The sequence below is a fragment of the Sphingomonas pruni NBRC 15498 genome (assembly GCF_001598455.1).
GTDB classification, from domain to species: Bacteria; Pseudomonadota; Alphaproteobacteria; order Sphingomonadales; family Sphingomonadaceae; genus Sphingomonas; species Sphingomonas pruni.
The window spans coordinates 62,015-75,054 of record NZ_BCYZ01000014.1 but is presented as its reverse complement, the minus strand read 5'-3'; the positions used below and the strand labels follow the sequence as shown (position 1 = coordinate 75,054).

The 13,040-nt window shown below is 64.8% G+C and carries 15 protein-coding genes; 8 read left to right on the top strand and 7 right to left on the bottom strand.

The window, feature by feature from the left end; all coding sequences use genetic code 11:
* Positions 1-33 precede the first annotated feature (33 nt).
* Entirely contained in the window at positions 34-525 is a 492-nt protein-coding gene (locus tag SPR01S_RS06420) for a vgr related protein (RefSeq protein ID WP_066586676.1), read from the bottom strand.
* 7 nt (positions 526-532) lie between these two features.
* On the bottom strand, positions 533-964 hold the full coding sequence (locus SPR01S_RS06415) for a copper chaperone PCu(A)C (protein ID WP_066586674.1): 432 nt from the start codon (positions 962-964) through the stop codon (positions 533-535).
* Positions 965-1,128: 164 nt separating this feature from the next.
* On the opposite strand from SPR01S_RS06415, the gene dnaK reads away from it, so the two are divergent.
* Together dnaK and dnaJ are read left to right on the top strand one after the other, a co-directional pair.
* Positions 1,129-3,054 carry a molecular chaperone DnaK gene (gene dnaK, locus SPR01S_RS06410; protein WP_066586672.1) on the top strand — a complete coding sequence of 642 codons (1,926 nt, stop codon included), beginning with the start codon at positions 1,129-1,131 and terminating at the stop codon, positions 3,052-3,054.
* A gap of 128 nt (positions 3,055-3,182) precedes the next feature.
* The gene (dnaJ, locus tag SPR01S_RS06405) at positions 3,183-4,307 is read left to right on the top strand and encodes a molecular chaperone DnaJ (protein WP_066586670.1); all 1,125 of its coding nucleotides are present in this window, start codon (positions 3,183-3,185) and stop codon (positions 4,305-4,307) included.
* Between the two features lie 168 nt (positions 4,308-4,475).
* On the opposite strand, the gene SPR01S_RS06400 is transcribed toward dnaJ, so the two are convergent.
* The 3 genes from SPR01S_RS06400 to SPR01S_RS06390 form a co-directional block, all read right to left on the bottom strand.
* Positions 4,476-5,093 (bottom strand): hypothetical protein, encoded by a 618-nt coding sequence (locus SPR01S_RS06400; protein WP_066586667.1) that lies wholly within the window; start codon positions 5,091-5,093, stop codon positions 4,476-4,478.
* 390 nt (positions 5,094-5,483) lie between these two features.
* The gene (gene purB / locus SPR01S_RS06395) at positions 5,484-6,800 is read right to left on the bottom strand and encodes an adenylosuccinate lyase (RefSeq protein WP_066586664.1); all 1,317 of its coding nucleotides are present in this window, start codon (positions 6,798-6,800) and stop codon (positions 5,484-5,486) included.
* A gap of 75 nt (positions 6,801-6,875) precedes the next feature.
* Entirely contained in the window at positions 6,876-7,472 is a 597-nt protein-coding gene (locus SPR01S_RS06390) for a DUF1287 domain-containing protein (protein WP_066586662.1), read from the bottom strand.
* Between the two features lie 465 nt (positions 7,473-7,937).
* On the opposite strand from SPR01S_RS06390, the gene SPR01S_RS06385 reads away from it, so the two are divergent.
* From SPR01S_RS06385 to SPR01S_RS06360, 6 genes are all read left to right on the top strand, one after another.
* Positions 7,938-8,342 carry an EF-hand domain-containing protein gene (locus SPR01S_RS06385; RefSeq protein ID WP_066586659.1) on the top strand — a complete coding sequence of 135 codons (405 nt, stop codon included), beginning with the start codon at positions 7,938-7,940 and terminating at the stop codon, positions 8,340-8,342.
* Between the two features lie 142 nt (positions 8,343-8,484).
* Positions 8,485-8,814 (top strand): ArsR/SmtB family transcription factor, encoded by a 330-nt coding sequence (locus tag SPR01S_RS06380; protein WP_066586655.1) that lies wholly within the window; start codon positions 8,485-8,487, stop codon positions 8,812-8,814.
* Positions 8,811-9,293: an SRPBCC family protein gene (locus tag SPR01S_RS06375; protein ID WP_066586652.1), complete on the top strand. Its 483-nt coding sequence runs from the start codon at positions 8,811-8,813 to the stop codon at positions 9,291-9,293. Before SPR01S_RS06380 ends, SPR01S_RS06375 begins: the two co-directional genes overlap by 4 nt.
* 30 nt (positions 9,294-9,323) lie before the next feature.
* The gene (locus SPR01S_RS06370) at positions 9,324-10,088 is read left to right on the top strand and encodes a DUF899 domain-containing protein (RefSeq protein ID WP_066586650.1); all 765 of its coding nucleotides are present in this window, start codon (positions 9,324-9,326) and stop codon (positions 10,086-10,088) included.
* Positions 10,085-10,321: a hypothetical protein gene (locus tag SPR01S_RS06365; RefSeq protein ID WP_066586648.1), complete on the top strand. Its 237-nt coding sequence runs from the start codon at positions 10,085-10,087 to the stop codon at positions 10,319-10,321. Before SPR01S_RS06370 ends, SPR01S_RS06365 begins: the two co-directional genes overlap by 4 nt.
* Before the next feature lie 293 nt (positions 10,322-10,614).
* Positions 10,615-10,812: a hypothetical protein gene (locus SPR01S_RS06360; protein ID WP_169803384.1), complete on the top strand. Its 198-nt coding sequence runs from the start codon at positions 10,615-10,617 to the stop codon at positions 10,810-10,812.
* Here SPR01S_RS06360 and SPR01S_RS06355 read toward each other — a convergent pair.
* Both SPR01S_RS06355 and SPR01S_RS06350 read right to left on the bottom strand, forming a co-directional pair.
* Complete coding sequence (locus SPR01S_RS06355) at positions 10,787-11,248, bottom strand: DUF5990 family protein (protein WP_066586638.1); 462 nt, start codon at positions 11,246-11,248, stop codon at positions 10,787-10,789. The two genes, SPR01S_RS06360 and SPR01S_RS06355, sit on opposite strands and share 26 nt — an antisense overlap.
* Positions 11,238-12,908 carry an ankyrin repeat domain-containing protein gene (locus SPR01S_RS06350; protein ID WP_066586635.1) on the bottom strand — a complete coding sequence of 557 codons (1,671 nt, stop codon included), beginning with the start codon at positions 12,906-12,908 and terminating at the stop codon, positions 11,238-11,240. Before SPR01S_RS06350 ends, SPR01S_RS06355 begins: the two co-directional genes overlap by 11 nt.
* Positions 12,909-13,040 lie beyond the last annotated feature (132 nt).

Below are 13,040 nucleotides of genomic sequence, written 5' to 3'. Positions count from 1 at the left end.
GGCACAAGGCCGGGGTGACGAAGGAAATGACGGCTAGCCGTGCCGTGCCCCATGGGCGCCATCCACCGATCGAAACGGCAAGATCGTCTTCAACTGCTGCAAGGGCGGCGCGCCCGGGATCAATGCGTTGTGCCCCAGCAGAAACGCGTGCCGTACGATCTCGGCCTGCTGCTCCAGCCCGTATTTGCGCAAATCCCAACCCGGCTTCACGGCATAATCGTACCTCGCCCAGGGAACGCGGCGGAGCGGCAGGAAAATGCCCGATTGATGCTGCCAGATATGCACCATTTCGTGGACGAACAGCCCTTGCTCGCCCAATTCGGCATGGCTGAAATCGTCGCGATAGGCGGTGCCGTGCGGATGGAAATGGATCCGGCCGCGCGGGCTCATCACTACGTTCCGGGGCTGGAAGAAGGCCCATTTGCCGAGCACCACGCGCACCGGCGAGATATCGATGGCATCGCCGAACACCGACCGCGCGAGATCGATCTCGCCGGCGGTCAGGGGGCGGACTTCTTGCCTCATGGGTTACTCATTCCGGCGCTGGGTCGCCCGCGCTAACCACCTTCGCCGGAGCAGTTACCGTGTGGCCGTCGGCGAAGGTGAAGGTCAGTGGCACGGTGCCGCCGGGGGTCGCCTTGAGCCCGTAGAGCATGACGTGCTTGCCGCCGGGCGCGAACTTGACCTCGCCGCCGGCGCGCAAGGCGACGAGCTTGAGCGGAGCCATCGACATCATGCCGCCCGCATTCATGCTCTCATGCATCTCGCTGCGGACGGCGGCGGTCGTCGAGACTCCGGTGAGCGTCGCGTCCTTGGGGCCGCCCGTCAGCGTGAAATACGCCGCCGACGGATTGGACGGCACCGCCGCAAGCCGCACCCAGGCATGGTCCGCCGATACGTCTTTCGGCGGCTGACAGGCCGACAAAATGGCGATCGCTGGCACCAGCAGCAGAGCGGACTTCATTGCTTCTTCCTCCCACTTTGGGAAACACTTGAAATCCCTAGGCACGACGCAATCTTGCGGCAAGCGAATCCCCCCCTATATCGCCGGGGTATTTGGTGCTTGCGTCGCCTCTCGTGAGGGGCGCGGGCTGGGTTTTATTTTGATTGAGGGGCCACAGAGGACCAATGGCAAAAGTAATCGGTATCGACCTGGGTACGACCAACAGCTGCGTTGCCGTAATGGAAGGCGGCAAGCCCAAGGTGATCGAAAATGCGGAAGGCGCGCGTACCACGCCGTCCATCGTCGCCTTCGCCAAGGATGGCGAGCGCCTGATCGGCCAGCCGGCCAAGCGCCAGGCAGTGACCAATCCCGACAATACGGTGTTCGCGGTGAAGCGCCTGATCGGCCGCCGCTTCGACGACCCGGTGACCAAGAAGGACACCGAGCTGGTCCCGTATCATATCGTCAAGGGCGGCAATGGCGACGCCTGGGTCCAGGCCGGCGGCCAGGATTACAGCCCCTCGCAGATTTCGGCCTTCATCCTGCAGAAGATGAAGGAAACCGCCGAATCGTATCTCGGTGAGACGGTGACCCAGGCGGTCATCACCGTTCCCGCGTACTTCAACGACGCGCAGCGCCAGGCGACCAAGGACGCCGGCCAGATTGCGGGTCTCGAAGTGCTGCGCATCATCAACGAGCCGACCGCGGCGGCCCTGGCCTATGGCCTGGAAAAGCAGGACGGCAAGACGATCGCGGTCTACGACCTTGGCGGCGGCACGTTCGACATCTCGATCCTCGAGATCGGCGACGGCGTGTTCGAAGTGAAGGCGACCAACGGCGACACCTTCCTGGGCGGTGAGGATTTCGACAACAAGCTGGTCGAATTCCTGGCCAACCAGTTCAAGAAGAAGGAAGGCCTCGACCTCCGCACCGACAAGCTCGCGCTGCAGCGGCTGAAGGAAGCCGCCGAGAAGGCGAAGATCGAGTTGTCCTCGGCCGCGACGACCGAGGTCAACCTGCCCTTCATCACCGCGCGCATGGAAGGCGGTTCGTCGACTCCGCTCCATCTGGTCGAGACGATCACCCGCGCCGACCTGGAAAAGCTGGTCGAGGACCTGATCAAGCGCACGCTCGATCCTTGCAAGAAGGCGCTGGCCGATGCCGGCGTCAAGGCGTCGGATATCAGCGAAGTGGTACTGGTCGGCGGCATGACCCGCATGCCGCGCGTCCGTGAGGTCGTGAAGGACTTTTTCGGCAAGGAGCCGCATACCGGCGTCAACCCGGATGAGGTCGTCGCGATGGGCGCCGCGATCCAGGCCGGCGTGCTGCAGGGCGACGTCAAGGACGTGCTGCTGCTCGACGTGACCCCGCTGTCGCTGGGCATCGAGACGCTGGGTGGCGTGTTCACCCGGATGATCGACCGCAACACGACGATCCCGACCAAGAAGTCGCAGACCTATTCGACCGCCGACGACAATCAGCAGGCGGTGACGATCCGCGTGTTCCAGGGCGAGCGCGAAATGGCGGCGGACAACAAGCTGCTTGGCCAGTTCGACCTGGTCGGCATTCCGCCGGCGCCGCGCGGCGTGCCGCAGATCGAGGTCACGTTCGACATCGACGCCAACGGTATCGTCAACGTCAGTGCCAAGGACAAGGGCACCGGCAAGGAGCAGCAGATCCGCATCCAGGCTTCGGGCGGCCTGTCGGACGCCGATATCGAGCAAATGGTCAAGGACGCCGAGCGCTTCGCCGACGAGGACAAGAAGCGGCGTGAATCGGCCGAGGCGAAGAACAACGCCGAAAGCCTGATCCACACCACCGAGCGTCAGCTTGCCGACAATGGCGACAAGGTCGACGCCGCGCTTAAGTCCGAGATCGAGGCGGCGATCGCCGAGGCCAAGACCGCGGTCGAGGGCGGCGATGCCGAGGCGATGAAGGAAAAGGCCAGCGCGCTGGCCCAGGTCGCGATGAAGCTCGGCCAGGCGATCTACGAGAAGCAGGCGGCGTCCGAAGCCTCGCCCGCTGCCGACGGCGCTGCCGCGGGCAGCGAAGCCGGCGGCGAGGACGTGGTCGATGCCGAATTCTCCGAAGTGGACGACCACAAGGCGTAAGTGATGGACTCTACCCGTCATTCCCGCGAAAGCGGGAACCCATCTCCCTCGCTTCGACCGAGGCAGGATCAGGAGATGGGCTCCCGCCGAGGCGGGGGTGACGGGGAAAGTCGGCGGGGGCCGAGTAAATGACCACCGAAGTAGATTTTTACGAACTGCTCGAAGTCGAGCGCGACGCTGACGACGCGACGATCAAGTCGGCGTACCGCAAGCTCGCGATGAAATACCACCCCGACAAGAACGGGGGCTGCAAGGACCACGAGGCGAAGTTCAAGGCGGTGAGCGCCGCCTATGACTGCCTGAAGGACCCACAGAAGCGCGCGGCGTATGATCGCTTCGGTCACGCCGCGTTCCAGCAGGGCGGCGGTCCCGGCGGGTTCGGCGGCGGCAACGATTTCTCGGGTTTTTCCGACATTTTCGAAAGCGTGTTCGGCGAGTTCATGGGCGGCGGCCGTGGCGGCCAGCGTCGGCCGCAGCGCGGCGCCGACCTGCGCTACGACATGGAAATCAGCCTGGAAGAGGCGTTCCACGGCAAATCGGAGCCGATCACCATCGATGTCGCCGCGATGTGCGAGGCATGCGACGGCTCGGGTGCCAAGCCGGGGACGTCGGCCAAGACCTGCGGTACGTGCGCGGGCCATGGCAAGGTGCGCGCGCAACAGGGCTTCTTCGTTGTCGAGCGCACCTGTCCGTCGTGCCACGGCGCTGGCCAGGTGATCGCCGATCCCTGCCCGTCGTGCCGCGGCGAAGGCCGGGTCGAAAAGACCAAGACGCTGACCGTCAACATTCCCGCCGGAGTCGACGAAGGCACCCGCGTGCGCCTGACCGGCGAAGGCGAAGCCGGGCCACGTGGCGCGCCGGCGGGCGACCTCTACATCTTCCTCCATGTGAAGCGCCATGCGATCTTCGAGCGCGAGGGCACGACTTTGTTCGCACACGCCCCGATCAGCTTCACCACGGCGGCGCTTGGCGGATCGATCACCATCCCGGGGCTCGATGGCGAGCGGCATGAGGTAAAGGTCGCGGCCGGCACGCAATCGGGCCGCGAAGTGCGCCAGCGTGGCGCCGGCATGCCGGTGCTCCAGGGCAAGGGCCGCGGCGACCTGGTCGTGCGCATCTCGGTCGAAACCCCGACCAGGCTGACCGCCAAGCAGCGCGAACTGCTCGAGGAATTCCGCTGCACCGAAACGGGCGACGAATGCCCCCAGACGCAGGGTTTCTTCCAGAAGGTGAAGAAAGCGGTCGGGGGGTAAGTCTCCGATTCCCTCTCCCTTTGGGAGAGGGAGGGAGCCGCGAAGCGGCGGAAGGGTGAGGGCAGAAGCTCGGACTCGCGCTGTTCTCTCCTCAAACTACCCTCATCCAAGCTCCGCTAGGCGGCGAGCCGCCAAGCTGCGCTATCCTTCTCCCACCGGGAGAAGGATTTAAGCGCCAGGAACAATCGGCTCCCACAGCTCGCGATGATCCGCGTCATGTTCCGGCATTCCCGACTTCGTCAGATACCCCCGCGCATCCGGGATATGGCTGTAGATCATCCGTAACGGCTTTTCGTGCCATTGCAGGTTGAACGCCCAGCGTATGGGAAAGAATTCCATCGTCGAATACGGCAGATGGTCGTGCACCCACCAGGCGATGCGTTTCCAGTCGTCGGGCCCCGTCCATTCGTTGGCGAAGCGCGGCACGACGATACACGCGGTGGCACCCATCATTCCCTGGGCATCGCGCTGGTCCCAGATATGCCCGGCGGCGCTGCGCTCGTTCGACGCGCAATTATAGCCCTTGGCGTTGCCCAGCCGATTGACCTCGGCCGAGCGATAGGCCGAGCGGATCGCGACCCGACCGAACACGTCCTGCAACGGCTCGAGCAGTTCCTCGCACAACCGCGTACCCGCCGCGATCGCCAGATCGGGATCGTCGGGGATGTTCGCCAAGCCGTGGATCTCGGCGATGTCGGAATAGAGGAAATCGCGCATGAAGAACGTGCGCGAGAGCTGGACCCGGCCCAATTCGGTCAGCTTGGCGACCGTTTGCGGTTTCTTCACGCGCGCCTCCCACCAAAACTCGCGGCATAGCGATCTTGGGGCTGCACGAAAATAGACCGAGTTCTGGGATAATCTCTTAGCGGGACCAGTCTGGCCCACCCATCCGGCCTGACCGCCCCCGACTTTCACGGGGTGCGGTGGGCCGATGGTTTAGAGGGAAAGGACCCCCGCCACCAGCGCCAGGCTGCCGACACTCACCATAGCGGTGGCCAGCATCTCCATGATACGCATGGTTGCTTCTCCTTAGAGCCGGATCAGTCCGGCTGGGAGCGATATTGAAATAGTTGCGTATGCGCGCAATATTATTTCAAGCCTTCGCAGTTGCAGCATTTGCACTTGTGTTGCCATGTTGCATCCGCATGTGCCCCCAAAGACACAGCCGGCTAACGGTCAGGCGTTCGCGAACACCCGTGCGAAGATCGTGTCGACATGCTTGAGGTGGTAACCGAGGTCGAACTTATCCTCGATTTCGGCCGGCGACAGCGCCGCGGTCACCTCGGGATCGGCCTTGAGCAGGTCGAGCAGCGACAATTCGCCATCCGATTCCCACACCTTCATCGCGTTGCGCTGAACCAGCCGATAGGCATCCTCGCGGCTGACACCGGCCTGGGTCAGCGCCAGCAGTACGCGCTGCGAATGGACCAGACCGCCCATCTTGTTGAGGTTCTTCTCCATTCGCGCCGGATAGATGAGGAGCTTGTCGACCACCCCGGTCAGCCGCGCCAGCGCGAAGTCGAGTGTGATGGTGGCGTCGGGGGCAATATAGCGCTCGACCGACGAATGGCTGATGTCGCGTTCATGCCAGAGCGCGACATTCTCCATCGCCGGGATCGCCGCGCTGCGGATCATGCGGGCGAGACCGGTCAGATTCTCGGTCAGCACCGGGTTGCGCTTGTGCGGCATCGCGGACGAGCCCTTTTGCCCCGGCGAGAAATATTCCTCCGCCTCGAGCACTTCGGTGCGCTGCAAGTGCCGGATCTCGACCGCCAGCCGCTCGATCGACGAGGCGATCACCCCTAGCGTCGCGAAGAACATCGCGTGTCGGTCGCGCGGGATGACCTGGGTCGAGACCGGTTCGATCGCGAGGCCGAGCTTCTCGGCGACATGCGCCTCGACGCGCGGATCGATATTGGCGAACGTGCCGACCGCGCCCGAAATCGCGCAGGTCGCGATATCCTTGCGCGCAGCGGCCAACCGTTCGCGGTTGCGCGAAAACTCGGCATAAGCCTCGGCCAGCTTCAGCCCGAACGTCACCGGCTCGGCGTGAATGCCGTGGCTGCGCCCGATCGTCGGGGTCAGCTTGTGCTCCTCCGCGCGACGCTTCAGCACGACCAGCAATGCGTCGATATCGGCGAGCAGGATATCCGATGCCCGCGCCAACTGCACCGCCAGACACGTGTCGAGCACGTCGGACGAGGTCATGCCCTGATGCATGAACCGCGCTTCATCCCCGACATTTTCCGCTACCCAGGTCAGGAAGGCGATGACGTCGTGCTTGGTCACTGCCTCGATCGCGTCGATCGCCGCCACGTCGATCTTGGGATTGGTTGCCCACCATGCCCACAGAGCGGCGGCCGCTTCCTTCGGCACCACGCCGAGATCGGCCAGCGCGTCGGTCGCGTGCGCCTCGATCTCGAACCAGATCTTGAAGCGCTCCTCCGGGGCCCAGATCGCGGTCATGTCGGGACGGGAATAGCGCGGGACCATGGAGGGCCTTTCGAATGGGAGCGGCGGGGGATGCCGGCGCCGATAGCAAGCGCATGCGCGCCCCTCAATCGTCTTTCAGGCGATCCCCCAGCGATAGCGTCCGGTGAGCGGCCAGTCGAACAGCGCATCCTCTTCCCGCGCCCCGCCGCCGATATTGTGGATGATCTGCCATCCCTGGCGGCCGCGGCGGTCCGAGACGAAGCCGATATGCGTGCCGCGTCTGTCGACCAGCGAGGTGAAGATGTCGCCGGGACGCCAGCCCCACGGATCCCCCGGCAGGGCCAGCCGGGCGCCATGCCGCGTGAACCAAGTCGCCAGATTGGGAACGCGGCGATGGTCGATATTGCGGTCTGGGCCGCGCAGGCCCCAATTCCGCGGATAGGCGCCGAACGCACCCCGCATATCGGCGTTGACCAGCGCCTGTAGATCGAGCCCGAAGGCGTCGCGATAGGCGCGCACGACGACGTCGGTGCAGACTCCCTTACCGCGCGGCACGTCGCCGCCGGGAAAGCCGATCACGCTATAGCCGGCGTCGTAAGCGACAGTCACGCCGATCTGTCGCCGTGCCGCGGCGAGGAGCTGCGTTGCGGTGCGCGGCGTCCGCGACAGCGCAATGCCCGGCAAGGCAAGGCTGGTGCCCAATCCCGCTATCAGTGACCGCCGATCGATCATGTTCCGTCCCCACCGATCGCACCAATCATGCGCGCGCAGCGATCACCGGTCCAGCATGTGGTGTGAAAGTGACGGTTCCCGAAAATCGTGAGTCGGCTCGTCGCAAGCGGGGCACGACTCCGTGCCGAATCGCGCCAAGGGTGCGACGAATAGATCCTTTACATCGGTGATTTCGGACCCATATCGAAAGTTGAATGTTCTATATTGAACAGTTCATATGGAGCGATGAAAATTTCGTCGCATGACTAGGTTCAAATAGCAAGGAGATATACCATGCTGAAACATGTATTATTGGCTAGCGCGTTCGTTATTTCTGTGCCTGCATTAGCACAGAACCAGACGCAGACTGCAACGCCGCAGCCGGATACTAATGCATCGCCTGCGCAGCCACAGACTGCGCCGGTCCCAGCCGCGCCGGCCGCTACCGCTCCGGCGCCGCAAACGACTCCGGCTCCGACCGCTGCTGTGCCAGCCACGCCGCCGGCGCCGACCACCGCCGATGCTCAGCCGCAAACGGCGCCGGCGCCGACCGCGCCTGCCCCTAACGCTCAGGCGGCCAATCCGGCTCCGGCCGACAGCGCCACCGCGGCGGCTACGCCGGCCAATCCGGGCGCGCAGGTCGCCGATGTCGTCAATGGCGAGTTCGGCACCTATGACAAGAACAAGAACGGCTCGCTGAGCAAGGCCGAGTTCGGCGCGTGGATGACCGCGTTGCGCACCAAGGCCGATCCGTCGTTGAAGGACGATGCCGCGAACAAGAGCTGGGTCGCCCAGGCCTTCACGCAGGCCGATACGGACAAGTCCAAGTCGGTGTCGAAGGATGAGCTGACCAATTTCCTCTCGCAGGGCTCGGGTCAAAAGGCGTCGTAATTTAACTCCGACGACGCCCATAGAGAGGGCCGCCGCGTGTTGCCCTTGGCGCGGCGGCCCTTTTTGGTGTGCCGCCTTTCCGATGGGGCACCTCAAACGCATTAGTATTGACTAATTGATTAGCATTAGCTAATTGATTCGCATGTTATCCGCCATTCCCGTTGACGCCGTGATGCGCGCGCTGTCCGATCCGACCCGCCGGGCCGTCTTCGAGCAGGTCGCGCGCCGCGGAGAGGTCAATGTGGCCGATTTGACGCGCGCCAGCGGTGTGACCCAGGGCGCGGTTTCGCAGCATCTCAAATCGCTGAAGCTCGCCGGACTCGTCGCCGAGCGTCCGCAGGGGCGGAACGTCTTCTATCGCGCGACGCCGGATGGGCTCGCGCCGCTGTTCGACTGGCTGAGCTATTACGACGCCTTCTGGCGCGACCGCCTCGCCAGTCTGCATGATTTGCTCAAGGAGATCGACCCGTGACCGACACCGTCCTGCACGCCGACGCGCGAGAAATCGTGGTCGACGAGGTGTTTCCGCATGCGCCTGAGATGGTGTGGAAGACACTGGCGACCAGCGCGATGATGGCGCGCTGGCTCAACATGACGCCGACCGGATACGAACCGGTCGTCGGCAACCGCTTCACCTATAAGACCTCTCCCGCTGGTGCCTGGGACGGAACGATCCAGTGCGAAGTGCTCGAGGTCGTGCCGGGCGAACGCCTGGCTTATTCGTGGAAGGGCGGCGACGAGGCGAATGTCGGCTACGGATCGCGGCTCGACACAATCGTCACCTTCACCCTCGAAAAGGTCGATGGCGGCACCCGGTTGCGCGTCGTCCATTCGGGCTTCGTCCTGCCGCGCAACGAGACCGCCTATCGCAACATGAGCGGCGGCTGGAGCCAGGTTATCGGCCGGATAGGTGCGGTGACCGAGGAAGAGGCATCGACCAAGGCGCGTTGAGCGCGAGCCTTTCCGATCAGGAGGAATGTCATGCAACAGGACGGCAAGCTTGAGAACCGCCCGCCGACGGTGTCGGCATCCGAATGGACTGCGGCGTGGGAGCGCATGCTGGTCAAGGAGAAGACGTTCACCCGCGCCCGCGACGCTCTCGCCGCAGAGCGCCGGCGGATGCCGTGGATGCTGGTCGACAAGGATTATCGCTTCGACGGACCCGATGGCGCGATGAGCCTGCTCGATCTATTCGAGGGGCGGCGCCAACTGATCGTCTATCGCGCCTTTTTCGAGCCCGGCGTGTTCGGCTGGCCCGACCATGGCTGTCGCGGCTGCTCGTTCGGCGCCGATCAGGTCGCGCATCTCGCGCATCTCAATGCGCGCGACACGACGCTGGCGTACGCCTCGCGCGCACCGCAGGCCGATATCGCGCGGCTGAAGGCGCGGATGGGCTGGGACATGCCCTGGTACACGATCACCGACAGTTTCGACGCGGATTTCGGCGTCGACGAATGGCACGGCCACAACGTCTTTATTCGCGAGGACGGGCAGATCTTCCGCACCTATTACATCAACAATCGCGGCGACGAGGCGATGGGCACGACCTGGTCCTATCTCGACATAACCCCGCTCGGCCGCCAGGAAAGCTGGGAGGATTCGCCCGAGGGCTATCCACAGACGCCGCCGTATAAATGGTGGAACTGGCACGACAATTACGAGGCCGAGCAGGCCGCGCCCGATCCCAAATGGGTCGAAGTGTCCGAAGCCGGCGAGGCGGCGTTCCGCAACGAGGGCCAGGCGTGATCGCCGCCGGGCCGGTCGGTGGTGCCGGGCTGGCCAAATTGCTCGGTCTGGCGGCATCGCCGACCTTCGCGGCGATGGCGCTACTCACGAGCCTTGACGGCGGTCCGATCGCGCTATGCTCGGCGACGGCCGGTTTCCCGCTGAGCGGCATGGTGCCGATGTACCTGCTGATGAGCGTCTTCCACACGACGCCCTGGCTGAAGCTGGTCGCGGATCGACCCGAGCCACGCTGAACGCTCGCAATAGGCTTTTGCCGTCATGCCGGCCCTGTGCCGGCATCCACAGCGCTGCAAACCTCAGGTGTTGGATGTGCTGCCCGGTGGATGCCGGCACAAGGCCGGCATGACGGGCGAGGCTAGGTGTATGCGATTCCAGCGCAATCGGGCTTGCGCGAAATGATGTTATGTGATCTCATATCTGATATATGCAGCGGTTGCTACTTCTCGCGATGATGTTGACGGGAGCCGGCTGCTCTCGGTCCCAGCCCCCGCAACCCTCGCTTGCGAGCCTGAAGCGCGTGGTTTCGGTGGCTCAGCAGTTCGCGATCAAGCGCGGCATGGCGAGTGATTGCCGGACGCCCGGTCCGCACGAATATTACCACTATGAGAGCGTCGCCGATGGCTGGGTCGTCGACATCGTGCCGCCGCCGGGGCGAGGGCAGTTAGTGCGGCTAACCATCAGCAAGGACAATTTCAAAGTCATCCGGGCTCAGAAGATCGCCTAACCACCCAACCCGGCGGCAGGATCGGCACGGTCGCGCAGGCCGGGCTGCCGTCGCGCGCGGTGCCGGCGATATGCGCGGTCAGGCGTTCGCCCGGCGCTAGCGTCTCGATCGATTGCCAGTCGATCGCTCCCAGCGGCACCTTGGCGCGGCGCTGCCATGGCGACCCGATCTGCCCCGCGCTCGCGCCGATAGTGATATAGACGAACCGCGCGGCCGGCGGCCCCTGGACGAACGGCCCAAGCAGGCGCGGCTCGCCGGCGGCAGTGCTGCCGTCGAGCGTCACCTCGAAATCGAACACGTGCGCGTCGGTCGAAACATGAACCGGCCCGACCAATGTCGCCTTGGCGCTGGCGCCGCGCTGCAGCGCGAGCGCGACGCCGGGCACAGGGTGTTCGACCACGATGCGCAGCGGCAACACCGGTCGTTCAGGCGTCATGGCGCCAGCTTTCCATCACGTCCGCCGCTTCGTCGAGATCGCGCCGCCGTGCTGCATCGATCGCGGTCTCGCCTCTTTTGTTGCGGATCCGCGGATCGGCGCCATGGCGCAGCAGCACGCGGGCGACGTCGACCGCTTTGTCCTCATCCTCGGGCAGATTGAACAGCGGCGTCGGGCTATCGTCTTGCGCGCGCACTTTATTGGCGAGATCGGGTTCGGCGCCAAGAACGGTATCGAGCCGCTCGCTCAGGCCGAGACGGACCAGCGGCCAAAGGTCGCGGCTCAACGGCGCGAGCATCTCGACCATTCGCGGCCGCCCGAGCACCACCGCCCAACTGAGCGGTGTTCCGTTCCACTTGCGCTCTCGGCGGTCGATCTCGGCACCCGCGGCGATCAGCAGGTTAGCGGCCTCCAGCGATCCCGACTGCACCGCGCGGTGCAGGGGGCTGATACCCTCATGGTCGCATCCGCCCACATTGGCGCCCAGCGCGAGCAACAGCGCGATGGCCGGCGCATTGCCGAACTCGGCAGCCGCCAGCAACAGCGCCGGATTGGCCACCAGCCGCGGGTCGGCCGCGAGCAGCGCCCGCGCGTTCGCTTCGTCGCCGCGCAGGCACGCCGCCCGAAACGCCTGCGCTCCGCTCAGCGCGACCGGGGCGGCGCCATGACGTTCGAGCAAGACGGCCATGTCGACGAACCCGGACAGTTGCGCCAGCGCATGGACCGGCTGTCCGGTATAAGCATGCGGGGTATCGGGGTTGGCGCCACGCCCCAGCAGCCACTCGGCGCGCTCCAGATGGTTCTGGCCGACGGCGTTGCCGAGCAGATAGTCGAGCGGATTGAGCGGCCGGTTCCCGCCGATGCGATAGCTGACCGCGTCGCGCCAGCGATCGGTCACGCCCTGCGCCTCGCAATGCCGCCACAACAGATCGTACCAATAGGCGTCCGACCCGACGATCGAGATGTTATAGAGCGCCTGCGTGTCGAAAGGCGACGCGCCGGCGGCGACCAGCAAGTCGACCAGCTCGGCGGCCTGGGGATGGCTCGGCTTGGCACCTTCGCCCAGGCCGATCGCGCCGGTCACCAGGGTGAAGGAATTGTCCCAGCCGTCGTTGAACGAGAAATTCGGGTCGGCGCCCGCCGCCAGCAACAACCGCGCGATGGCCACGCCGTTGACGGGATCGAGCCGGCCATAGACGACATAAGCGAGCGCGCTCCAATCTTTCGGCCCACCCGCCGCGATCGCCGCACCGGGATCGCGCGCCAACCGCCGCTCGACCTCCTCGACATCGCCGCACGTGGCCGCCGTGAACAGGCTGTCGCGAGCGATGACGGGGTGGCGATCGACGATCCGCCGCGCGACCGCAGGATCGCCATCCCAGCCATGCCGCAACACCTGGTCGAGCCGTTCGGCATAGCTCTGACGATCGAGCGCCAGATCGGCGATCGCCGCCTTGAGCGCGACCCAGTTTTCGCAGCCATATTCGATCGCCAGAGCCTGGTGGGCGTCACGCAACCCGGGATCGGCTGAGAGCTTCATCCCGGATTCGCGCAGCCGCGCGATCGCGGCGGCATCACCCGCGCGAATGGCTTTCAGCCAGCGCTTCGCGTCCTTGCGCAGGGTATCGAGATTGGTCTTCGGCGTGAGCGTACGGCGCATCGGAAACCTTCCTTCCAAATGCCAGACGTCCGCTTACGAAAGGCCGGAAGAAGGGTTCGTAAGTATCGTTCTCAGCTGGATGGGAGAAGCTCCCTTGCCGCGGACAGGAGGCGCTCCAGATGCGCTCTATGT

Excerpts from the sequence above, each read along its gene's own strand:
- SPR01S_RS06420 (WP_066586676.1), bottom strand. The coding sequence starts at position 525 with ATGAGGCAAGAAGTCCGCCCCCTGACCGCCGGCGAGATCGATCTCGCG.
- dnaK (WP_066586672.1), top strand. The coding sequence starts at position 1,129 with ATGGCAAAAGTAATCGGTATCGACCTGGGTACGACCAACAGCTGCGTT.
- SPR01S_RS06415 (WP_066586674.1), bottom strand. The coding sequence starts at position 964 with ATGAAGTCCGCTCTGCTGCTGGTGCCAGCGATCGCCATTTTGTCGGCC.
- SPR01S_RS06380 (WP_066586655.1), top strand. The coding sequence starts at position 8,485 with ATGTTATCCGCCATTCCCGTTGACGCCGTGATGCGCGCGCTGTCCGAT.
- SPR01S_RS06355 (WP_066586638.1), bottom strand. The coding sequence starts at position 11,248 with ATGACGCCTGAACGACCGGTGTTGCCGCTGCGCATCGTGGTCGAACAC.
- SPR01S_RS06350 (WP_066586635.1), bottom strand. The coding sequence starts at position 12,908 with ATGCGCCGTACGCTCACGCCGAAGACCAATCTCGATACCCTGCGCAAG.
- SPR01S_RS06370 (WP_066586650.1), top strand. The coding sequence starts at position 9,324 with ATGCAACAGGACGGCAAGCTTGAGAACCGCCCGCCGACGGTGTCGGCA.
- SPR01S_RS06390 (WP_066586662.1), bottom strand. The coding sequence starts at position 7,472 with ATGATCGATCGGCGGTCACTGATAGCGGGATTGGGCACCAGCCTTGCC.
- dnaJ (WP_066586670.1), top strand. The coding sequence starts at position 3,183 with ATGACCACCGAAGTAGATTTTTACGAACTGCTCGAAGTCGAGCGCGAC.
- purB (WP_066586664.1), bottom strand. The coding sequence starts at position 6,800 with ATGGTCCCGCGCTATTCCCGTCCCGACATGACCGCGATCTGGGCCCCG.